This is a genomic window from Enterobacter sp. UCD-UG_FMILLET, assembly GCF_000762975.1.
Classification (GTDB): Bacteria; Pseudomonadota; Gammaproteobacteria; order Enterobacterales; family Enterobacteriaceae; genus Enterobacter; species Enterobacter dykesii.
This window is the reverse complement of record NZ_JRJC01000014.1, coordinates 54723-76471: the sequence shown is the minus strand read 5'-3', so window position 1 is coordinate 76471 and position 21749 is coordinate 54723. Positions and strand designations below refer to the sequence as shown.

15 protein-coding genes and 1 pseudogene are annotated in these 21749 nt (G+C 55.6%); 9 read left to right on the top strand and 7 right to left on the bottom strand.

Translation table 11 applies throughout. The features are described from left to right. Window positions 1-91 precede the first annotated feature (91 nt). Window positions 92-1459, bottom strand: a complete 1368-nt coding sequence (degQ, locus tag LA04_RS06855) for a serine endoprotease DegQ (protein ID WP_047650954.1) — start codon at window positions 1457-1459, stop codon at window positions 92-94. 171 nt (window positions 1460-1630) lie between these two features. After that, the gene (zapG, locus tag LA04_RS06850; RefSeq protein WP_008502832.1) at window positions 1631-2029 is read right to left on the bottom strand and encodes a Z-ring associated protein ZapG; all 399 of its coding nucleotides are present in this window, start codon (window positions 2027-2029) and stop codon (window positions 1631-1633) included. Window positions 2030-2218: 189 nt separating this feature from the next. Between zapG and zapE the strand changes: the two genes are divergently transcribed. The 5 genes from zapE to sspB all read left to right on the top strand — a co-directional run bounded on the left by zapE (window position 2219) and on the right by sspB (window position 5919). Further along, on the top strand, window positions 2219-3343 hold the full coding sequence (gene zapE / locus LA04_RS06845; RefSeq protein ID WP_047650953.1) for a cell division protein ZapE: 1125 nt from the start codon (window positions 2219-2221) through the stop codon (window positions 3341-3343). Between the two features lie 289 nt (window positions 3344-3632). Next, on the top strand, window positions 3633-4061 hold the full coding sequence (rplM, locus tag LA04_RS06840; RefSeq protein ID WP_003860434.1) for a 50S ribosomal protein L13: 429 nt from the start codon (window positions 3633-3635) through the stop codon (window positions 4059-4061). Window positions 4062-4076: 15 nt separating this feature from the next. Beyond that, the gene (gene rpsI, locus LA04_RS06835) at window positions 4077-4469 is read left to right on the top strand and encodes a 30S ribosomal protein S9 (protein ID WP_003860436.1); all 393 of its coding nucleotides are present in this window, start codon (window positions 4077-4079) and stop codon (window positions 4467-4469) included. Window positions 4470-4777: 308 nt separating this feature from the next. Then, window positions 4778-5416 carry a stringent starvation protein SspA gene (gene sspA / locus LA04_RS06820; protein WP_014885418.1) on the top strand — a complete coding sequence of 213 codons (639 nt, stop codon included), beginning with the start codon at window positions 4778-4780 and terminating at the stop codon, window positions 5414-5416. Between the two features lie 5 nt (window positions 5417-5421). Continuing rightward, a complete protein-coding gene (gene sspB, locus LA04_RS06815) occupies window positions 5422-5919 on the top strand; it encodes a ClpXP protease specificity-enhancing factor (protein WP_047650973.1) in 498 nt (165 codons plus the stop codon). Between the two features lie 28 nt (window positions 5920-5947). On the opposite strand, the gene gltD is transcribed toward sspB, so the two are convergent. Then, on the bottom strand, window positions 5948-7366 hold the full coding sequence (gene gltD / locus LA04_RS06810) for a glutamate synthase subunit GltD (RefSeq protein WP_029740079.1): 1419 nt from the start codon (window positions 7364-7366) through the stop codon (window positions 5948-5950). 9 nt (window positions 7367-7375) lie between these two features. Further along, window positions 7376-11836 carry a glutamate synthase large subunit gene (gene gltB, locus LA04_RS06805; protein WP_047650952.1) on the bottom strand — a complete coding sequence of 1487 codons (4461 nt, stop codon included), beginning with the start codon at window positions 11834-11836 and terminating at the stop codon, window positions 7376-7378. 687 nt (window positions 11837-12523) lie between these two features. Between gltB and LA04_RS06800 the strand changes: the two genes are divergently transcribed. The 3 genes and pseudogenes from LA04_RS06800 (at window position 12524) to LA04_RS06790 (ending at window position 16717) form a co-directional block, all read left to right on the top strand. Then, entirely contained in the window at window positions 12524-13456 is a 933-nt protein-coding gene (locus LA04_RS06800) for a TIGR01212 family radical SAM protein (protein WP_152594356.1), read from the top strand. A 362-nt stretch (window positions 13457-13818) separates the two neighbouring features. Next, window positions 13819-15988: pseudogene (locus LA04_RS06795) on the top strand (T6SS effector phospholipase Tle3 domain-containing protein). 9 nt (window positions 15989-15997) lie between these two features. Then, window positions 15998-16717 carry a T6SS immunity protein Tli3 family protein gene (locus LA04_RS06790; RefSeq protein WP_047650950.1) on the top strand — a complete coding sequence of 240 codons (720 nt, stop codon included), beginning with the start codon at window positions 15998-16000 and terminating at the stop codon, window positions 16715-16717. Window positions 16718-16802: 85 nt separating this feature from the next. Here LA04_RS06790 and LA04_RS06785 read toward each other — a convergent pair whose 3' ends face one another. After that, window positions 16803-18305: a helicase HerA-like C-terminal domain-containing protein gene (locus LA04_RS06785; protein ID WP_023309371.1), complete on the bottom strand. Its 1503-nt coding sequence runs from the start codon at window positions 18303-18305 to the stop codon at window positions 16803-16805. 138 nt (window positions 18306-18443) lie between these two features. Here LA04_RS06785 and LA04_RS06780 point away from each other — a divergent pair, with 138 nt between their 5' ends. Then, on the top strand, window positions 18444-20084 hold the full coding sequence (locus tag LA04_RS06780) for a dihydroxyacetone kinase subunit DhaK (protein WP_047650949.1): 1641 nt from the start codon (window positions 18444-18446) through the stop codon (window positions 20082-20084). 43 nt (window positions 20085-20127) lie between these two features. Here LA04_RS06780 and ahr read toward each other — a convergent pair whose 3' ends face one another. Continuing rightward, entirely contained in the window at window positions 20128-21147 is a 1020-nt protein-coding gene (gene ahr, locus LA04_RS06775) for an NADPH-dependent aldehyde reductase Ahr (RefSeq protein ID WP_047650948.1), read from the bottom strand. 83 nt (window positions 21148-21230) lie between these two features. After that, complete coding sequence (locus LA04_RS06770; RefSeq protein WP_047650947.1) at window positions 21231-21734, bottom strand: GNAT family N-acetyltransferase; 504 nt, start codon at window positions 21732-21734, stop codon at window positions 21231-21233. Between the last annotated feature and the right edge of the window lie 15 nt (window positions 21735-21749).

Sequence of the window (21749 nt, the reverse complement as noted above, 5' to 3'; positions counted from 1 at the left end):
GATGCGCGTGTCGTTAAAAAAGGAACGATTTGCAGCATAACATGAGTTATCCGGACATCACACGCAGCGGTGATGTCCGGGTCGCAAATGCTTAGCGCAACAGAATATAGATGGACTCATTGCCACGCATGACCTGCAGGGCAATAACCGCCGGTTTAGTTTCCAGCACCTTGCGCAGTTCAGCAATAGACTGCACGCGGTTGCGGTTTACACCGATAATCACGTCATCCTGATGCAATCCGGCCTGTGCGGCAGGGCTGCTCTTCTCGACGGTGTCGATGCTAATGCCTTTCGTACCGTCCTTCAGCTGCCCGTCGCTCAACGTCGCCCCCTGCAGCGCCGGGGCGATAAGCTCCGCACTGGCCGAGGATGAGGTGCTCTTATCCAGCGTCACTTCAACGTCAAGCGGCTTGCCGTCACGTATCAGGCCCAGCTTCACTTTGGCGCCAGGTTCCGTCGTGGCAATCCGTGAACGCAGTTCTGCAAAGCTGTTCAGCGGTTTGTCGTTCAGGCTGACGATCACATCCCCCGATTTCACGCCCGCTTTTGCCGAGCCGGAGTTTGGCAGCACTTCACTGACAAACGCTCCGCGCTGTACGTTGATATTGAACGCTTTTGCGATATCCGCGCTCATCTCCATCCCTTTAATACCCAGCAGCCCGCGTTTGATTTCACCGAACTGGATCAGCTGCTGCGCCAGGGTTTTGGCCATATTGCTGGGGATAGCAAAACCGATCCCGATGCTGCCGCCGCCCGGGGCCAGAATCGCCGTGTTAATCCCAATCAGCTCACCGTTAAGGTTGAGCAATGCCCCGCCGGAGTTACCACGGTTGATGGAGGCATCGGTCTGGATAAAGTTTTCCAGCCCTTCCAGATTGAGGCCGCTGCGCCCGAGCGCCGAGACGATCCCGGAGGTGGCGGTCTGCCCTAAACCAAAGGGGTTGCCCACGGCGACGGCAAAGTCGCCGACGCGCAGTTTGTCTGAATCCACAATGGCAATCTGGGTCAGATTGCTCGGGTTTTGCACCTGCAGCAGCGCGATGTCGCTCTGGTCATCGCCGCCGATCAGTTTGGCATCAAATTCACGGCCATCGTTCAGCTGGACGCTGATCTTATCGGCCTGGCTGATGACGTGGTTGTTGGTCAGGATATAGCCTTTTGCTGCATCAATAATGACGCCAGAACCCAGGCCTTCAAAAGGCTGAGCCTGCTGGTCGGGAGACTCATCGCCAAAATATTTTTTCAGTTCTTCAGGGACGCGTTGGCTTTGTACTGCGGTGCCCTCAACCTGAACGCTGACGACCGCTGGCAACACTTTTTCCAGCACAGGCGCGAGGCTTGGAATGGCCGCCTGGCCAGGCACCTGGGAGGGAAGGGCGGCAAATACAGGGACGGACGCCGAGAGAGATAACCCGACACTTAACGCGATAGCGCTCAACAGCTGGTTTTTTTTCTTCATCGATGTTGACTCTCGTAACCTGGAATAAAGGAAAAACGGCCCTAAAAACACGTTGATGTTATTGAATTCTAAACCGCTGAACAATGAGGTGTTTAACTAAATGATAGCTGGGGTCATCAGGAAAGGACGGGCGCAATCGCTGCGCCCGTAAAATAAATTCTGGTTGTGCGATTAATCGCGTTTTACACCGCCGCGCAGCAGGCCGGACGCGCCATCGGAATAGTCGCGAGGCATCTGAACGGGCGCCTGATCGTTACCGGCTTCAGAGTCTGCCAGACGGTTGCGGAACGGGTTGGTTTCCGCGGTCATTTCCGGCAGCAGGCTGCTGGAGCTTTTTGCCATATGTTGATACAGCTGACGATAGTCGGTCGCCATGTTGTCCAGCAGCTCGGCGCTACGGGCAAAATGGCTGACCAGCTCTTCACGATACTCTTCCAGTTCAGCTTTGTTCTTTTCCAGTTCGTACTGCAGTGACTGCTGCTGACGCAATTTGCGATTACCGAAACGCATGGCCACAGCACCGATGACGATGCCGACGACTAAACCGATTAGCGCATATTCCCAGGTCATGAACTTCTCCCGTTGTCTTGTTGTTCCGTAGGGTGTTGGCTCGGCTCCTGCCTGTGCCTGATAATGCCACTATAACCGCTATTTCTGCAGAAGTGGAATCCTGACGTATCATCGCGTAGTGTAGAACGGCCTTTTTTTCATCAGTCACGTCTGCTGGTGAGCGTTAATTGAAGGAATAACAATAAGATTATGCAAAACCTGTCCCCTGCATCGCGTTATCAACTGGCCCTTAACGAGGGCACTCATCAGCCTGACGACGTTCAACGTGAGGCGGTAAACCGTCTGGAGATAATTTATCAGGAGCTCACGGCAAAACCCGCCGAAGTCGAACAGAACGGCGGGCTAAAGGCGGCGTTTGGGCGGTTGCTCGGTAAAAAAGTGCCACAGGCTCACGCGCCGGTGCGCGGTTTATATATGTGGGGCGGGGTCGGTCGTGGAAAAACCTGGCTGATGGACCTGTTTTATCTGAGCCTGCCTGGCGCACGTAAACAGCGTCTGCACTTCCATCGTTTTATGCTGCGGGTGCATGAAGAGCTGACCGCACTGCAGGGCAAAAGCGATCCGCTGGAGATTGTGGCCGACCGGTTCAAGGCGGAAACGGACGTACTCTGCTTCGATGAGTTTTTTGTGTCTGACATCACCGATGCCATGCTGTTAGGCGGCCTGATGAAAGCCCTTTTTGCCCGCGGGATCACGCTGGTGGCCACGTCGAATATCCCGCCGGACGAGCTGTACCGCAACGGCCTGCAGCGGGCACGCTTCCTGCCCGCCATCGATGCCATCAAGCAGCACTGCGACATCATGAACGTCGATGCAGGTGTCGATTATCGTCTGCGCACGCTGACCCAGGCGCACCTGTGGCTTTCGCCGTTAAATGCAGAGACCACCCGCGAGATGGATACACTCTGGCTGGCGCTGGCGGGAGCAAAACGCGAGCACGCTCCGGAACTTGAGATTAACCATCGCCCGCTGCCCACGCTTGGCGTCGAAAACCAAACGCTGGCGGTCTCCTTTACGACGCTCTGCGTGGATGCCCGCAGCCAGCACGACTATATTGCGCTTTCGCGTCTGTTCCACACCGTGATGGTGCTGGGCGTGCCGGTGATGACGCGGCTGATGGAGAGCGAAGCACGGCGCTTTATTGCGCTGGTGGACGAGTTTTATGAGCGGCACGTCAAGCTGGTGGTCAGCGCCGAGGTACCTTTATATGAGATTTACCAGGGCGAGCGGCTGAAGTTTGAGTTCCAGCGCTGCCTGTCGCGCCTGCAGGAGATGCAGAGTGAGGAATACCTGAAGCTGGAGCATATGCCATAAATGCCACCCTCTCCCTGTGGGAGAGGGGCTGGGTGGGAGGGCACCAGACCGCACATCACTCACCCCCGAAAAACCCATTCCAAATCACATTTAAGGGTCGATCTTTGACCTCAACTTCTCTATAATCTTGCGACCCCACGTTACGAGAAGGTTTTTTTCCCGAAACTTTCTATGTGTCGGCATGTGCTATTCGAAGGGGTAGGTTTGCCGGACTTTGTCGTGTGAACCTCAACTGACTAAACGTTTGGGTGTTCACCAACGTGTAACTTATTATTTGGGTAAGCTTTTAATGAAAACTTTTACAGCTAAACCAGAAACCGTACAGCGCGACTGGTATGTTGTTGACGCGACCGGTAAAACTCTGGGCCGTCTGGCTACTGAACTGGCTCGTCGCCTGCGCGGTAAGCATAAAGCGGAATACACTCCGCACGTTGATACCGGTGATTACATCATCGTTCTGAACGCTGATAAAGTTGCTGTAACCGGCAACAAGCGTACTGACAAAATGTACTACCACCACACCGGCCACATCGGTGGTATCAAAGAAGCGACCTTTGAAGAGATGATTGCCCGCCGTCCTGAGCGTGTGATTGAAATCGCGGTTAAAGGCATGCTGCCAAAAGGCCCGCTGGGTCGTGCTATGTTCCGTAAACTGAAAGTTTACGCAGGCAACGAGCACAACCACGCGGCACAGCAACCGCAAGTTCTTGACATCTAATCGGGATTATAGGCAATGGCTGAAAATCAATACTACGGCACTGGTCGCCGCAAAAGTTCCGCAGCTCGCGTTTTCATCAAACCGGGCAGTGGTAAAATCGTAATCAACCAGCGTTCTCTGGAACAATACTTCGGTCGCGAAACTGCCCGCATGGTAGTTCGCCAGCCGCTGGAACTGGTTGACATGGTAGAAAAACTGGATCTGTACATCACCGTTAAAGGTGGTGGTATCTCCGGTCAGGCAGGTGCGATCCGTCACGGTATCACCCGCGCTCTGATGGAGTACGACGAATCCCTGCGTTCTGAACTGCGTAAAGCTGGCTTCGTTACTCGTGACGCGCGTCAGGTTGAACGTAAGAAAGTGGGTCTGCGTAAAGCACGTCGTCGTCCACAGTTCTCCAAACGTTAATCCATTCTGCTTACGCAGAACGATTGGCGAAAAACCCGCTTCGGCGGGTTTTTTTATGGATAATGCGCAGGTTATCCACAATATCCATGCATATATCTTCTCTTTTTCCACATTTCCAGAATCCCCTCACCACAAAGCCATCAAAATCTGGTAAACTATCATCCAATTTTCTGCCCAAATATCGGTGAATACTCGATTTTTGTTCGTTTCTTGAACAATGTGTTTTCTCTGGGATGGGCGATACAACATCTGGCTGGCCCCTGTTGGGCTGGTAGCAGTAAAAATTCTGAATATACCTGGAGGTTTTCATGGCTGTCGCTGCCAACAAACGTTCGGTAATGACGCTGTTTTCTGGTCCTACTGACATTTATAGCCATCAGGTTCGTATCGTGCTGGCCGAGAAGGGTGTCAGTTTTGAGATCGAGCATGTGGAAAAGGATAACCCGCCTCAGGATCTGATCGATCTCAACCCGAGCCAAAGCGTACCGACGCTGGTGGATCGCGAGCTGACCCTGTGGGAATCCCGTATCATTATGGAATATCTGGATGAGCGTTTCCCGCATCCGCCACTGATGCCTGTTTACCCTGTCGCGCGTGGTGAAAGCCGCCTGTACATGCAGCGTATCGAAAAAGACTGGTACTCGCTGATGAACGTAATTACCAGCGGTTCCGCTTCTGAAGCTGACGCTGCACGTAAGCAACTGCGTGAAGAGCTGCTGGCAATCGCCCCTGTGTTTGGTCAGAAACCATTCTTCCTGAGCGATGAGTTCAGCCTGGTGGATTGCTACCTGGCACCGCTGCTGTGGCGTCTGCCAACCTTGGGCGTAGAGTTCAGCGGTCCTGGCGCGAAAGAGCTGAAGGGCTATATGACTCGCGTATTTGAACGCGACTCTTTCCTGGCATCTTTAACTGAACCGGAACGTGAAATGCGTCTCGGCCGAGGCTAATGACTGTGGAAATGTCACAACTTACCCCACGCCGTCCTTATCTGCTGCGCGCCTTCTATGAATGGCTGCTGGATAACCAGCTCACGCCGCACCTGGTTGTGGATGTGACGTTGCCGGGCGTGCTGGTTCCAATGGAATACGCGCGTGACGGACAAATCGTACTGAACATTGCGCCGCGTGCGGTGGGCAACCTGGAGCTGGCAAACGATGAAGTGCGCTTCAACGCGCGTTTCGGCGGCGTGCCGCGTCAGGTTTCCGTACCTCTGGCAGCCGTGCTGGCTATCTACGCGCGTGAAAACGGTGCGGGTACCATGTTCGAGCCGGAAGCGGCGTATGATGAAGATGTTACCAGCCTGAATGATGACAACGCATCCGACGAGCGCGAAAGCGACACGGTGATGTCACTTATCGATGGCGATAAACCCGATCATCACGACGACAATGATCCTGATGACGATCCGCCTCCGCGCGGTGGTCGTCCGGCTCTTCGCGTCGTGAAATAAAAAACAGGCCCAATCGGGCCTGTTTTTTTTACACTTCCAGGTAGTTCAGGATCCCGTCAGCCGCTTTACGACCTTCGGCAATCGCCGTGACCACCAGGTCAGAACCGCGAACGATATCGCCACCGGCGAAGATTTTCGGGTTGCTGGTCTGGAATGCGTTGTCGCTGCCTTCTGGCGCAATCACTCGGCCCTGCGAATCCAGCTCAACACTGTGCTTCGCCAGCCATTCCATGCTGTGAGGACGGAAACCGAACGCCATCACCACGGCATCGGCCGGGATCACGTGCTCAGAACCGGCGACGATCTCGGCGCGACGACGGCCTTTCGCATCCGGTGCGCCCATCTCAGTGCGCGCCATCTTCACGCCGCTCACTTTACCGTTGGCATTCACTTCAATACCCAGAGGCTGGATGTTGAACTGGAACTCCACACCCTCTTCACGCGCGTTTTTCACTTCGCGCTTAGAGCCCGGCATGTTCTCTTCGTCACGACGATAGGCGCAGATCACGTGTGCCGCATTCTGACGGATGGAGGTACGCACGCAGTCCATCGCGGTATCACCGCCGCCCAACACCACCACGCGTTTGCCTTCCATGCTGACGAACGGCTCGTCGGCGGTTTCGCCGTAGCCCATGATCTGCTTGGTGTTGGCAATCAGGAACGGCAGTGCGTCAAACACGCCCGGCGCGTCTTCGTTCTCCAGACCGCCGCGCATGGACTGATATGTCCCCACGCCCAGGAACACGGCGTCGTAATCCTTCAGCAGGTCGTCGAGCTGCACGTCGCGGCCCACTTCCACGTTCAGTTTGAACTCAATGCCCATGCCGGTGAAGATTTCACGGCGACGGGTCATGACCTCTTTTTCCAGCTTGAAGGCCGGGATGCCGAAGGTCAGCAGACCGCCGATTTCCGGATGGCGGTCAAAGACCACCGCCTTCACGCCGTTCCGGGTCAGCACGTCCGCACAGGCCAGGCCCGCCGGGCCCGCGCCGATGATTGCCACGCGCTTGTCGGTTTGCTTCACGCCGGTCATGTCCGGACGCCAGCCCATTTCGAACGCTTTATCGTTGATATAGCGCTCGATGTTGCCGATGGTCACCGCACCGAACTCGTCGTTCAGCGTACAGGAACCTTCACACAGACGGTCCTGAGGGCACACGCGGCCGCACACTTCCGGCAGGGTGTTGGTCTGGTGAGACAGCTCGGCGGCTTCAAAAATACGCCCTTCGTTGGCCAGCTTCAGCCAGTTCGGGATGTAGTTGTGTACCGGGCATTTCCACTCACAGTAAGGGTTACCGCACGACAGGCAGCGGTCTGCCTGTGCTTTGGCCTGGCCTTCTGAAAACGGCTCGTAGATTTCAACAAATTCAATTTTGCGGATCTTCAGCGGTTTCTTTGGCGGATCAACACGCTGCAGGTCGATAAACTGGTATACGTTCTGGCTCATCTGAATTCCTTACTGCGCCTGCACGCGCAGCTCTGCTGCGCTACGACTACGGTGACCCAACAGGGCTTTAACATCGCTGGACTTCGGCTTAACCAGCGCGAATTTCGCAGAGAACGCCGGCCAGTTCGCCAGGATCTCTTCGCCACGCGAAGAACCGGTATGCTGCACGTGTTCGGTAATCAAACCGCGCAGGTGTTCTTCGTGAATGGCCAGCGTATCAACGTCCAGTACTTCCACCAGCTCCGGGTTCACGCGTTTGCGGAACTCACCGTCTTCATCCAGGACGTAGGCAAAACCGCCCGTCATGCCCGCGCCGAAGTTCACGCCGGTTTTACCCAGAACGCAAACAATCCCGCCCGTCATGTATTCACAACCGTTATCGCCAATGCCTTCCACCACGGTGATAGCACCGGAGTTACGCACCGCAAAACGCTCACCCGCACGGCCTGCTGCAAACAGACGACCGCCGGTCGCGCCGTACAGACAGGTGTTACCGATGATGCTGGCTTCATGGCTGCGGAAGGCTGAGCCGACCGGAGGACGCACCGCCAGCAGACCGCCCGCCATGCCTTTACCGACGTAGTCGTTGGCATCGCCGGTCAGATACAGCTCAACGCCGCCTGCGTTCCATACGCCGAAGCTCTGACCCGCGGTACCGCTGAAGTGCGCGGTAATTGGATCTGCTGCCAGCCCCTGGTCACCGTGCGTTTGCGCGATGTAGCCGGAAAGGGAGGCACCCACGGAGCGGTCGGTGTTGCGGATATCAAACCAGAACGTTTTGCTCTGCTTGTCGTCCACGTACGGCTTCGCCTGCTGCAGCAGCTGGGCGTTCAGCACGCCGTTATCGAACGGCGGGTTGTTCTCGGTGCAGTAGACCGCTTTGCCGGGATGCGGCTGCGCGGTTTCCAGCAGCTTGCTCAACTCCAGCTTCTGCTGCTTGGCGGTGAAGCCTTCCAGCTCTTTCAGCAGGTCGGTACGCCCAATCAGGTCCACCAGACGCTTCACGCCCAGCTGCGCCATCAGCTCGCGGGTTTCGCGGGCGATGAACTCAAAGTAGTTGGTCACTTTGAACGGCAGACCGTGATAGTGGTTCTTACGCAGCTTCTCGTCCTGGGTAGCCACGCCGGTTGCGCAGTTGTTCAGGTGGCAAATACGCAGGTATTTACAGCCGAGCGCAACCATTGGGCCGGTACCGAAGCCGAAGCTTTCCGCGCCGAGGATCGCCGCTTTGATGATGTCGAGGCCCGTTTTCAGGCCACCGTCCACCTGCAGGCGGATCTTGTGACGCAGACCGTTAGCCACCAGCGCCTGCTGGGTTTCCACCAGGCCAAGCTCCCACGGGCAGCCCGCGTATTTCACGGAGGAGAGCGGGCTTGCGCCGGTGCCGCCGTCGTAGCCGGCGATGGTGATCAGGTCCGCATAGGCTTTCGCCACGCCGGTAGCGATGGTGCCGACGCCCGGTTCGGAAACCAGCTTCACGGAGATCATCGCCTTCGGGTTGACCTGCTTCAGGTCGAAAATTAGCTGCGCCAGGTCCTCGATAGAGTAGATATCGTGGTGCGGCGGCGGGGAGATCAGCGTCACGCCCGGCACGGAATAGCGCAGTTTGGCGATGTACGGAGTAACTTTATCACCCGGCAGCTGGCCGCCTTCGCCCGGTTTAGCACCCTGAGCGACTTTAATCTGGATCACGTCGGCGTTGACCAGGTACGCAGGCGTCACGCCAAAGCGACCGGATGCTACCTGCTTGATACGGGACACTTTATTAGTGCCGTAACGGGCCGGATCTTCACCGCCTTCGCCGGAGTTGGAGTTGCCGCCGATGCTGTTCATGGCTTCCGCCAGCGCTTCGTGGGCTTCCGGGCTCAGCGCGCCGATGGACATCGCCGCGGTATCGAAGCGTTTGAACAGTTCGGATGCAGGCTCAACCTCGTCAATGCTGACCGCTTCATCGCCCGGATTGAGGGCAATGAGGTCGCGCAGCGTTGCCGCCGGACGGTTGTTTACCAGCTCAGCGTACTGCTGGTAATCGCTGTATTCACCGCTCTGAACCGCCTGCTGCAGCGTGCGCACCACGTCCGGGTTGTAGGCGTGGTATTCGCCGCCGTGAACGTATTTCAGCAGACCGCCCTGATCCAGCGGCTTACGTGCCAGCCACGCGCGTTTGGACAGGTTCACCAGATCCTGCTGGAAGTCAGCAAAACCGGCGCCGCCGATGCGGCTGACCACGCCCTGGAAGCAGAGGTTGGCGACCTCGTCATGCAGGCCGACCGCTTCAAACAGCTTCGAACAGCGGTAGGAGGCAATGGTCGAGATGCCCATTTTGGACATGATCTTGTACAGGCCTTTATTGATGCCGTTACGGTAGTTCAGCATCACCGCGCGGTAATCTTTGTCGATCGCGCAGGTATCCACCAGACGGGCCAGCGTTTCGTAGGCCAGGTACGGGTAAATCGCCGTCGCGCCAAAGCCTAACAGCACGGCAAAGTGGTGCGGGTCGCGTGCGCTGGCGGTTTCCACAATGATGTTGGCGTCACAGCGCAGGCTCTTGTCGACCAGACGCGTCTGGATAGCGCCGACCGCCATCGGGGCAGGCACCGGCAGACGGTTTTTCGCGATATTGCGGTCGGACAGCACCAGCAGAACGGTACCGTTACGCACCATCTGTTCGGCTTTGTCACACAGCGCATTCACCGTCTCTTCGAGGCTCGCTTCGGTCACGTCGAAGGTAATATCGAGCGTGTCGGCGCGGTAGTGCTCCTCTTTCATGGTGGTGAGCTGTTTGAAATCGGAGTACAGCAGGATCGGCGATTTAAAGGTCAGACGGTGCGCCTGGCCTTCGGCCTCGCAGAAGACGTTCATCTCGCGACCGATGCTGGTGGCCAGCGACATCACGTGCGCTTCGCGCAGCGGGTCGATCGGCGGGTTGGTCACCTGCGCGAACTGCTGGCGGAAGTAATCGTAAATGATGCGCGGCTGGCTGGAGAGCACGGCAAACGGGGTATCGTCACCCATTGAGCCGACCGCTTCCTGGCCGTTTTCACCAAGCACGCGAATAACGGAGTCCAGCTCTTCTGCGCTGTAGTTAAACTGTTTCTGGAAGCTTGCAAGCGTATCGTCGTCCAGTTCGCGGCGACCCACTTCTTCATCCGATAAATCTTCGAACGGCACCAGGCGACGCACGTTCTTCTCCATCCACTCTTTGTACGGATGGCGGCTTTTCAGATCGTGATCGGTTTCGGCAGAGTGCAGAATGCGCCCGCCGCGGGTGTCGATAACCATCAGCTCGCCCGGGCCGACGCGGCCCTTCTCGACCACTTCGTCAGGCTGGTAATCCCAGATACCGACTTCAGAGGCGCAGGTGATGAGCTTGTCTTTGGTGATGACGTAGCGCGCCGGGCGCAGACCGTTACGGTCCAGGTTACAGGCGGCAAAACGGCCGTCGGACATGACGATGCCCGCCGGGCCGTCCCACGGCTCCATGTGCATGGAGTTGAAGTCGAAGAACGCGCGCAGCTCAGGGTCCATATCCGGGTTGTTCTGCCAGGCCGGTGGCACGAGCAGACGCATGGCGCGCACGATGTCCATCCCGCCTGCCAGCAGCAGTTCCAGCATGTTATCCATGGAGCTGGAGTCAGAGCCGGTTTCGTTCACGAACGGCGCGGCATCGTGCAGGTCAGGGATCAGCGGCGTCTGGAATTTATAGGTACGGGCGCGGGCCCACTGGCGGTTACCGGTGATGGTGTTAATCTCGCCGTTATGCGCCAGGTAGCGGAACGGCTGAGCCAGCGGCCAGCGTGGAACGGTGTTGGTGGAGAAGCGCTGGTGGAACAGGCAAATGGCCGATTCCAGACGCAGGTCCGCCAGGTCCAGGTAGAAGCGCGGCAGGTCAGCCGGCATACACAGACCTTTATAGATGTTCACCAGGTTAGAGAGGCTACAGACGTAGAACTCTTTATCGTCCTGGAGACGTTTTTCAATGCGGCGGCGGGCGATAAACAGACGGCGTTCCATATCACGCGGACGCCAGCCCGCAGGCGCGTTGACGAAAATCTGTTCAATACGAGGCAGCGAGGAGAGGGCGATTTCACCGAGCACCCCTTCGTTGGTTGGCACATCGCGCCAGCCGACAATCGACAGGGTTTCACGCTGAAGTTCTTCTTCGACGATGCGGCGTGAGGCGGCAGCCTTTTCAGGATCCTGGTCCAGGAACAGCATGCCGACAGCGTAGTTTTTGGCTAAACGCCAGCCGCGCTCTTCCGCCACGATGCGGAAGAAACGATCCGGTTTTTGCAGCAGCAGGCCGCAACCGTCGCCAGTTTTACCATCGGCAAGGATGGCACCACGGTGCTGCATACGGGCCAGTGCGTGAATAGCGGTACGCACTACCTTGTGGCTAGGTTCGCCTTCTATGTGGGCGATCAGGCCGAAACCACAGTTATCCTTCTCAAGGGATTTATCGTACAACATATCAGTGAACCTCCCCAGGCTCGTCGGGCTTCCCACTGAACTTTACCGTGGCGCACAGGCGCAGAAAGAGCATGGCGACGGGGTTTGCGTTTCATACGCGGACCTCGCATTCGCCCTCTTTTTCATCCTTTCGCGCAGGTAAACAAGTTTGAGGACTTGCTTCAGAGGGAATCTCAATTACTGCATAAATATGATGAGCAGGCCGCTCATCCAGAAAGCTTCCAGCGGATTTCCAACTTATCGGGAATTGGTACACAGGTCAAATGGCAATCTTATTTATACAAAAATGTGCTAAATAGAGTTTATCTGTTTGTTATTAAAGGGTATTTAACTATTTTTACATTGATTGAATGCCCTGACAGGACGCAGAGGAGTGTGATCTGACTCACTATATGAAAGCGGTATTATCAATGTAGCGTGCTGAATAGCAGTTTTATAGCAGAATAATAATCTGGCATTGACTGCAAACCCGCATAAACCCACTGTTTTTCAGTGGTGGCGCTATAAATGAAAAAAACAATCAGAACATAAGGAAAAGTAATCACATGCGGCGTGAATGAAATTGCAGTAATCCTGAGTATTTATTCATATAGATAAAGGCCGACCGGGGCGATTGATCCAGGTCATCGCCGACAGAGGCTAAAAGTGGCAGGCTTGTCCCCTTTCTCCGGGACGGTCTATCAGATTATGCAGTTACAGAAATTAGTCAATATGTTTGGTGGGGATCTTTTGCAGCGGTACGGGCAAAAGGTTCATAAGCTGACGCTGCACGGCGGGTTTAGCTGCCCGAATCGCGATGGCACCATCGGGCGCGGCGGCTGCACTTTCTGTAACGTTGCGTCCTTTGCTGACGAAGCCCAGCAGCATAAATCTATCGCTGAACAGCTTGCCCATCAGGCCAGCCTGGTGAACCGCGCGAAGCAGTATCTGGCCTATTTTCAGGCCTACACCAGCACGTGGGCGGAGGTGCAGGTGCTGCGCTCTATGTATCAGCAGGCCGTCAGCCAGGCCAGCATCGTTGGGCTGTGCGTAGGCACGCGCCCGGACTGCATACCGGACGCGGTGCTGGACCTGCTCAGCGAGTACAAAGAACAAGGCTACGAGATCTGGCTGGAGCTGGGCTTACAGACCGCACATGACAAAACGCTGCACCGTATTAACCGTGGCCATGATTTCGCCTGCTACCAGCGCACCACGCGCCTGGCCCGTGAGCGCGGGCTGAAGGTCTGCTCGCATCTGATTGTTGGCTTGCCGGGTGAAGGGCAGCAGCACGGCCTGGAGACGCTGGAAAAGGTGGTTGATACAGGCGTGGACGGCATTAAGCTGCACCCGCTGCATATCGTTACGGGAAGCATTATGGCAAAAGCCTGGGAGGCCGGGCGGTTGAGCGGTATTGAGCTTGAGGACTATACGGTGACGGCGGGGGAGATGATTCGCCACACCCCGCCGGAAATTGTCTACCACCGCATCTCGGCCAGCGCCCGCCGTCCAACGCTTCTGGCTCCGCTATGGTGTGAGAACCGCTGGACGGGGATGGTGGAAATTGACCGCTATCTGCAGGAGAACGGTGTGCAGGGTTCGGCGCTGGGAACGCCGTGGGTTCCAATTTCTGACCGTTAGCGTTTTGCTATAAATAATTTGAATAGTATTAATGAAAACTTATCAATATAAATGAATACTGTTATTTGTTTATTTGATGAGTTTTATCTATTTAAGCCGCTATGGTTCTTATTCGTTTCAGTTGTGGGTAGTCCTCAGACTATTAATATCGCAGTGGATCCATTTTCTCTTTTTTGTGAGTTATTCACTGGATGAATAATCCGAGCTTCTGTGGTGTTTATTGATATTTTATTTCGTATTTAAATGTCTTTCTTACAGGCGTAACGTCTTACATCGCCACTCTTAAAAAGGATATTCCGTATGGAAGGTAATTTATGTTGCTTTAGCCGTCTCAGCGGTATTCATTATCTGGAGATATGTTGATGACAGGTGTAAGAAAAAGTCCGTATTGTCCACGCGTTATATCTGAAAACGATATTCCTGTTCACAAAAGTTTGGGCCTGGTAGCCCAGACCCGTAAAGTTGGCGTTCCGCGCCCGATGCCATGCATTGTGATTCTGGTACACGGGGTGAACGACGTTGGAGAGGCTTATCAGAACCAGGAAAAAGGCATCATTGCCGGATTAAGCAAGCGCCTGAACCGTTCGGACCTGTATGCGCACGAGTGGAAAGATTTCATCATGTCCCACAACGAAGAGGCGCAACAGAAAATCTGTGAGCCTGGTCGCTCTCCTGTTATTCCCTTTTACTGGGGCTATAAGCCGGTTACGCATGAGGAGTGGCGTGCCGACCAGAAACGTTATCGGGATGAAGTAGGTAAGCTGGGCAACGAAGCCCATATTCCTTACGACGCCTATCAGGAAGACAACGAAACAAAGAGAGCTGCGCTGGGTAATGACAGTCAAGGCGCCTACGTATTTTCAGAACGACTGCTTTAAAAACGCTCTCGATATCAATTTTGCCAAAGGAGGAGGCACGTTTGCCAATGCGACAACCAGCATACCGGATATGCTCGGCCCAGGAGCGGGTGGGGTTGTCGTCGCTGCCACCGGTTTTATGACTCTGCATGCGAATGGCGGTGATTTCACCCACCCGATCTTTCCTAATCCGCACCGCATCTATCAGTTTTTTGCCGCTCAGCGGCTGGCGGATTTGATTATTCAAATCCGAAAAGAGCCAGTCACAGAGAACGATGTGATTAACATCGTGGCGCACAGCCAGGGCACCATCATTACAATGCTGGCTAATATGCTGGTGAAGCAGGCTGGTTATGATCCCGTTAACTGCACCATTCTGACCCACTCCCCGTATTCGCTGGAAGAGCGACTATTAGAAAATGCCCAGTCTGGCCATCACCAGACCAGCGCTGCCCGTCAGCAGACATTCAGCAATTTCTGTGCCCTGATGGCAACGCAGTATAAAGGTGGCGAGGTGACTGAGGCAGACATGCTGGCGATGGAGGCCGCTTGCACATTACGAAAACCGTCAGATAACCTATTACGGCAGGATGCTCGGTTCCGACGGGATAATAACGGCAAGGTGTATAATTATTTCTGCCCGAACGACGGAACGGTATCCCTGAAAAACATTCAGGGCATTGGCTGGCGCGGCATCCCGCAAAACATCGCCTGTCATATTCCAAACCTGTATCAGCGGGTCTTTTACCAGCATGGTCATGTCGGTCTCCCGCCAGACAAAACGTGCTTCGAACTGCCCGCAATACATAAAGGGGATGCGAAATACAGTTCTGTTACGAACGCGATTTACTCTGCTCGTGATGTTGTCATCAATGGCGAAGAATTACCTGAGCCATTTGTATTTGAATTACAGGGTGAGAAAAATCGAAAAGACAACGACCCGAAAACCTGCGATATACCCTATGAAGCTTATATCGATCCAGAAAGTCCCGACGCCTATATATCGTATTCCGCGAAAGCCCATGCCCTGAGCAGAACAGCCTCAGGCATGTTTCCTATGGATAAATATTATTACCCAACGATGAAGCCAGGCCATTCGCTGACCCCTGACGAGCTTCAAGAGATGACAGTTGAGCGGAAGCACAAAGTGATTCAGGGAGTTGTGTCGGGCGTCGATACGTTCAGAAACCTGACGCTGGTTTGGCTGAAAAACCGCGATGAGCTGGAAGATGAATGGAAGAAAGCTGATCCCGTTGGGTACAGCCAGCACTCCTCCATTGTGATGAGCGAGTGTGCACCTTCCCAGGCCATGGCTTTTGATTTGGCAATTGGTCAATGTAAGTCATTTGATTTTAAGGCAGGCCGTTTTTGGGAGGATCTTTTGCATCGTGCGGACTGGCGGGATCCGTTGAATAAAAATAGCTATGCAACCGATTATTATAAAACGGGACGCCTTAATAAGGAAAATACTAAAGATTTTATGAATAAGCCCCAAGATGTACTTCCGAAAGGATGTTTTGGCGTGGTGAATGATTATGTAAGAACACGACCTAATCAACGTAATAAGCTGGAAATTGATACGGGAATTGTGAAGTCAGCCAGTTTCGAGGAAAAAAATATTTTGCAATGGGATATGCCACGGGCGTTAAGTCTTAGCCAAATTAACGAAAAATAGGGATGCCGCATGAGCCGGAAATTTTTTATCTTATGGGTAGTATTAGTTATCGGCATTGTGGTCATCTGGGTGGTGAATCAGCCTGCCGCAGATACCCGTCCTGCTCAGATAGTGTATCGTTTTGACGACCACCGCTACCTGGAGCTGAAAGGTTGGAATTGCGAAGGTGAGCTTTGGTACATCGACAAACAACGTAATATTCACTCGCAAATTGCCTACCAGTTTTATCAGATTTTCACCAGACCATTTATTCATCCTTCAGAGAGATATATCGCCATACCATGGTGGGACACCATCACGGGTGGTTTTACTGTCTCAAAAGATTATGGTCGAACCTGGGAAAGAGGGGGGGCATCAATGCGTGGTCCGAATGAGCCGGACGGAAGCGATGCGCCGTACTACAAAGACGTGCTTTCTTTCACTGTCGTAAACGATCAGGGATTCTTGCAAACCAAACACCGACTATATATGTCATCCAAACCCTATGATGACCCCCGTCTGGCAACAGGGGGGCCGGGGATAACCTATGAAGCTGAGGACGGCTCTGTGCATCATATTAAACCACGCTCTCCGGGAGCGGCATGGGGCATGGTGTACATGACCAAAGAAGGGCTTCCGAGCAGTACTGAGCAATTTAAAATCAACTGGCAAGGACAGCCGGATAAGGTACCGGAGGTAAAAAATTATACCGGCTGGGATCATATGCGCTGCGATATGGATAAGCACTGAGGCGTTTGAATACCTTCCCAAACGGGGGAGGTATTCAAACAGGCGAATCTCAGGTAAGTATAGGACAGTTTTACTTTATCCCCGTCTACCGGCGACGGCCGCCTAACAAACTCCCCAGCATGCCGCGCACGATTTGATTGGTGACCTGCCGCGCCGCGCTTTTCGCCATGGTCTGTACCACGCCGTCGCGCTTGCCGCCGCGCGGCCCGGTGCTGCCGAACAGGATGTCTTTGAGCCCCCCGAGAATACCGTCATCCACGGCGACGGACTGCCCTTTAGCGGCAGGCGCATCCTGCGATTCGGTTGTCGCCTGTACCCCTTTTTGCAGCATCTCGAACGCGGACTCGCGATCCACCTCGTCTTCGTACTTCCCGTAAACCGGCGAGTGGTTAATCAGGCCGTTGCGTTCATCGTCGGTCACCGGCCCCATGCGCGAGCAGGGCGCGATCACCATAGCGCGTTCCACCACGGATGGGCTGCCCTTCGCATCCAGGAACGAGATCAGCGCTTCACCGGTGCCTAACGCCTGAATCGCCGCTTCGGTATCAAAGGCAGGATTGGCGCGCATGGTTTGCGCGGCGGCTTTCACCGCTTTCTGATCTTTCGGCGTGAAGGCTCGCAGGGCGTGCTGCACGCGGTTACCGAGCTGGCCGAGCACGTTATCCGGGATATCCGACGGGTTTTGCGACACAAACCAGACGCCAACGCCTTTGGAGCGGATCAGGCGAATGACCTGTTCAATCTTATCCAGCAATACCTGCGGCGCGTCGTTAAACAGAAGGTGCGCTTCGTCGAAGAAGAAGACCAGCTTCGGTTTTTCCAGATCGCCCGCTTCGGGTAACTGTTCGTAGAGCTCGGAGAGCATCCACAGCAGGCTGGCGGCGTAGAGCTTTGGCATCTGGTAGAGCTTCTCGGAGCTCAGAATGTTGATGATGCCTTTGCCGCTGCTGTCGGTGCGCATCCAGTCTTTGATATCCAGCATCGGCTCGCCGAAGAAGTGCTCGGCGCCCTGTTGCTCCAGCGTCAATAACCCACGCTGAATGGCTCCCACTGAGGCGCTGCTGATATTGCCGTACTGATTCTGGAAGGATTTGGCGTTATCGCCTATGTACTGGGTAATGGCGCGCAGATCTTTGAAATCAAGCAGCAGCAGCCCCTGATCGTCGGCAATACGGAAGATAATATTCAGCACGCCGGACTGCACGTCGTTGAGGTTAAGCAGACGGGCCAGCAGCAGCGGGCCGAGATCGGAGACGGTAGCGCGCACCGGGTGGCCTTTCTCACCAAAGATATCCCACACTACCACCGGATTGTTATGCGGCGTCCAGTCCGTGATGCCAATATTTTTCAGCCGTTCGAGCAGTTTCTCAGAGGCCGTCCCTTCCTGAGCCACACCGGTTAAATCGCCTTTCACGTCAGCCATAAAGACCGGTACGCCAATCTCCGAAAGCGACTCTGCCAGCTTTTGCAGGGTGACGGTTTTCCCCGTCCCGGTCGCTCCGGTGATCAGACCGTGGCGGTTCGCCATCGCGGGCAGTAAATACAGCTCTTTTTCCAGCGTCCTGGCAATTAACAATGGTGTACTCATGATGCGCTTCCTCTCTTTGTCCTGGGTGGAGTATAGGCAACCTGACCGCAATTTGGTTGAGTAAATTCCTGACTTTGCGGCGCATTATCCAGCGCGGACTATGCTTTTGCATACGGTTCACAAAAATAGTGGGAAACGATGTCCAGATTCTTCTTTAACGATCGCAAACAGCTGGTCAACGATGCCATTGAAGGCATACTGCTTTCTGCGCCACACGCAAATCTCGTCAAGCTTGATATCGATCCGGCCATCAGGATCGTCGCGCGCGGCGACTGGGACAAAAGCCGCGTGGCGGTGATCTCCGGCGGCGGCTCAGGCCACGAACCCGCGCACGCCGGGTTTGTTGGCAAAGGGATGCTGACGGCGGCAGTGTGTGGCGATCTGTTTGCCTCGCCGAGCGTGGATGCGGTGCTGAACGCCATTGTGGCGGTCACGGGCGATCGCGGCTGTCTGCTGATCGTCAAAAACTACACCGGCGATCGCCTGAACTTTGGTCTGGCGGCGGAAAAGGCCAAACGCTACGGCCTGAAGGTGGAGATGGCGATCGTGGCGGACGATATCGCGCTGCCGGATAACAAACAGCCGCGCGGTATTGCCGGTACGGCACTGGTGCACAAGATTGCCGGCTATGCGGCGGAGCAGGGGAAATCGCTGAGCGAGGTGCGGGATATTGCGCAACAGGCCTGCGATAACCTCTGGAGCCTGGGCGTGGCGATGCAAACGTGCAACCTGCCGGGCAGCGATGATGAAGAGGGGCGGATTAAGCAAGGCCATGTCGAGCTGGGCCTGGGCATTCACGGAGAGCCCGGGGCTTCCGTCGTGGATACGCAGAACAGCAAAGCCATTATCGACACGCTGGTGACGCCGTTACGCGCGCAGGCGGGCGAGGGGCGGTTTGCGGTATTGATTAACAATCTCGGCGGCGTATCGGCGCTGGAGATGGCGCTGCTGACCAAAGAGCTGGCGCATTCGGCGCTGAAAGAGGATATCGCGTATCTGATAGGCCCCGCGCCGCTGGTGAGCGCGCTGGACATGAAGGGCTTTTCGCTCACGCTGCTGAAGCTCAATGACTTCTTTGAAAAGGCGATTCACGCCGAGGTCGAGACGCTGGGCTGGCAGAAACCCGTGGCGTTTGCGCCGCTGCGCACCGTGGCGCATACCGCCATTCACGATCGCGTGGAATACACTCCGTCGGACAATCTGCGGGTGGGCGAGTATGTCTCCTCGGTGACAAAAACGCTGCTCCAGCTGGAAAACCGACTGAACGTGCTGGATGCCAAAGTGGGCGACGGCGATAGCGGCTCCACTTTTGCGCAAGGGGCGCGGGATATTGCGCAGCGTCTGGAGGATCGCAAGCTCCCGCTTGATAACGTATCGACGCTGCTGTTGCTGGTGGGCGAGCGGCTGGCGACGGTGATGGGCGGATCGAGCGGGGTGCTGATGTCGATCTTCTTTACCGCGGCCGGGCAAAAGCTTCACGATGGTCAGCCGCTGCCCGAGGCATTGCTCAGCGGGCTGGCGCAGATGAAGCAGTACGGTGGGGCAGATCTCGGCGATCGTACCCTGATCGACGCGCTGCAACCGGCGCTTGAAGCATTGAAGAATGGCGATCTTCAGGCAGCGGCGCAGGCCGCACAGCACGGTGCCGAAGCAACGGCGAAAATGGCGAAAGCCGGCGCGGGACGTTCATCGTATGTGAATAAAGAGAATCTGGATGGGGTAATGGATCCGGGAGCGGTCGCGATAGCGGAAGTATTTAACGTATTGTCGCAGCAGTGAAAGTAGGCCGGGTAAGGCGAAGCCGCCACCCGGCACTATCACATCAAAAATCCGCTTTCAACACCACGCGGTAGCGGGCTTTGCCGTCACGCACGTGCTGGATCGCTTCGTTTATTTTCGACATCGGATACAGTTCGGTGGTCGGCACCACTTTGGTGCGTCCGGCAAACTTCATCAGCTTGCGCAACTCAAACGGCGTACCGGTCGCGGAGCCTGACACGCTGCGATCCCCGCCGATCAGGGTAAACGCCGGAACCGGCAGCGGCTTCATCACGGCACCTACGGTGTGGAAGTTACCGCCGTAGGCCAGCGCCTCAAAGTACGGCTGCCAGTCAAGATCGACGTTAACGGTGTTGATGATCAGGTCAAACTGCCCGGCCAGCGCGTTCAGCGCGTCAGGATCGCGGCTGTTCACGACTTTATCCGCACCCATCGCCAGCACTTCTTTCTCTTTCGCCGGGTTCGAGCTGAACGCCGTGACTTCACAGCCCATCGCGTGCAGCAGCTTGATGGCGATATGCCCCAGGCCGCCAATACCAATGACGCCCACGCGGCTGGTGGCGGTGATATGGTGCATCAGCAGGGGTTTGAAGACGGTGATACCGCCGCACAGCAGCGGACCGGCGGATTCGATATCAATGCTGTCCGGCAGCGGAATCACCCATTGCCAGTCGGCGCGCAGTTTGTCGGCAAAACCGCCCTTGTTCAGAATGGTGGGAACGGCGCCTTCGAGGCAGTTGATCTGATTCCCGCTGATACAGGCGTCGCAGTGACCACAGCTGCGTGCCGTCCAGCCGATGCCCACGCGTTGGCCTACCTTCAGCCCTTTGTCCTGTGCGGCGCTACCGAGCGCCACGACGCGGCCAATAACTTCGTGCCCGGCAACCAGCGGATAGCTGGAGAAGCCCCATTCGTTGTCGATCATCGAGAGATCCGAGTGGCAGATCCCACAGTAATCAACCTGTACTTCGACGTCTTCTGCTTTTAGTTCGCCCGCATCGTACTCGTACAGCTCAAGTTCTGCACCCGCCTGCGGTGCGGCGTAGCTTTTTATCTTCGACATCGTGTTTCCCCCGTTGTGGTGTGAACTGAGAGTGTAGAGCATTCAGTTTACAGCCGCTTAACAGAAGAGGGCAGGAACGAAACTTACAGAGTTTTCAGCATTCTGACTTCGCAATCAACGTGGCCGGTACAGCCCAGCGGTGCATCGATATGCTCAAAGCCCAGATGTTCATACAGGCCGATGGCCTCTTTAAGGAAAGCGGTTGTTTCAAGGTAGCAGCGCGTAAAACCCTGCTTGCGGGCGTGGTCCAGCGCAATTAGCGCCAGCTTTTTCGCCAGTCCTTGCCCGCGCGCCGTTGGGAGGAAATACATTTTCTGCAGCTCACAGATATCCGGCTCGCTGCAGCTGAGGGGCGCCACGCCACCGCCGCCCACGACCTGGCCGTTCTGCTCAATTACCCAGTAGGCATGCCCTGGCTGGCTGTAGAGCTGGTAAAGCTCGTCCAGATTCGGGTCAGCAACCGTGTAGCCTTTGTCAGCCGTCAGGCCATATTCGGCAGAAACGGTGCGGATAACGGCGGCGATAGCCGGGTTATCCTGCTCAGTGATCCGACGCATCGTCGTCGCGACGGGGGTAATCACGCTCATAGCATTACTCATTAC

Bases quoted from the DNA above. Each gene is read 5' to 3' on its own strand.
- degQ (WP_047650954.1), bottom strand. From the start codon at position 1,459: ATGAAGAAAAAAAACCAGCTGTTGAGCGCTATCGCGTTAAGTGTCGGG.
- zapG (WP_008502832.1), bottom strand. From the start codon at position 2,029: ATGACCTGGGAATATGCGCTAATCGGTTTAGTCGTCGGCATCGTCATC.
- zapE (WP_047650953.1), top strand. From the start codon at position 2,219: ATGCAAAACCTGTCCCCTGCATCGCGTTATCAACTGGCCCTTAACGAG.
- rplM (WP_003860434.1), top strand. From the start codon at position 3,633: ATGAAAACTTTTACAGCTAAACCAGAAACCGTACAGCGCGACTGGTAT.
- rpsI (WP_003860436.1), top strand. From the start codon at position 4,077: ATGGCTGAAAATCAATACTACGGCACTGGTCGCCGCAAAAGTTCCGCA.
- sspA (WP_014885418.1), top strand. From the start codon at position 4,778: ATGGCTGTCGCTGCCAACAAACGTTCGGTAATGACGCTGTTTTCTGGT.
- gltD (WP_029740079.1), bottom strand. From the start codon at position 7,366: ATGAGCCAGAACGTATACCAGTTTATCGACCTGCAGCGTGTTGATCCG.
- gltB (WP_047650952.1), bottom strand. From the start codon at position 11,836: ATGTTGTACGATAAATCCCTTGAGAAGGATAACTGTGGTTTCGGCCTG.
- LA04_RS06800 (WP_152594356.1), top strand. From the start codon at position 12,524: ATGCAGTTACAGAAATTAGTCAATATGTTTGGTGGGGATCTTTTGCAG.
- LA04_RS06790 (WP_047650950.1), top strand. From the start codon at position 15,998: ATGAGCCGGAAATTTTTTATCTTATGGGTAGTATTAGTTATCGGCATT.
- LA04_RS06785 (WP_023309371.1), bottom strand. From the start codon at position 18,305: ATGAGTACACCATTGTTAATTGCCAGGACGCTGGAAAAAGAGCTGTAT.
- LA04_RS06780 (WP_047650949.1), top strand. From the start codon at position 18,444: ATGTCCAGATTCTTCTTTAACGATCGCAAACAGCTGGTCAACGATGCC.
- ahr (WP_047650948.1), bottom strand. From the start codon at position 21,147: ATGTCGAAGATAAAAAGCTACGCCGCACCGCAGGCGGGTGCAGAACTT.
- LA04_RS06770 (WP_047650947.1), bottom strand. From the start codon at position 21,734: ATGAGCGTGATTACCCCCGTCGCGACGACGATGCGTCGGATCACTGAG.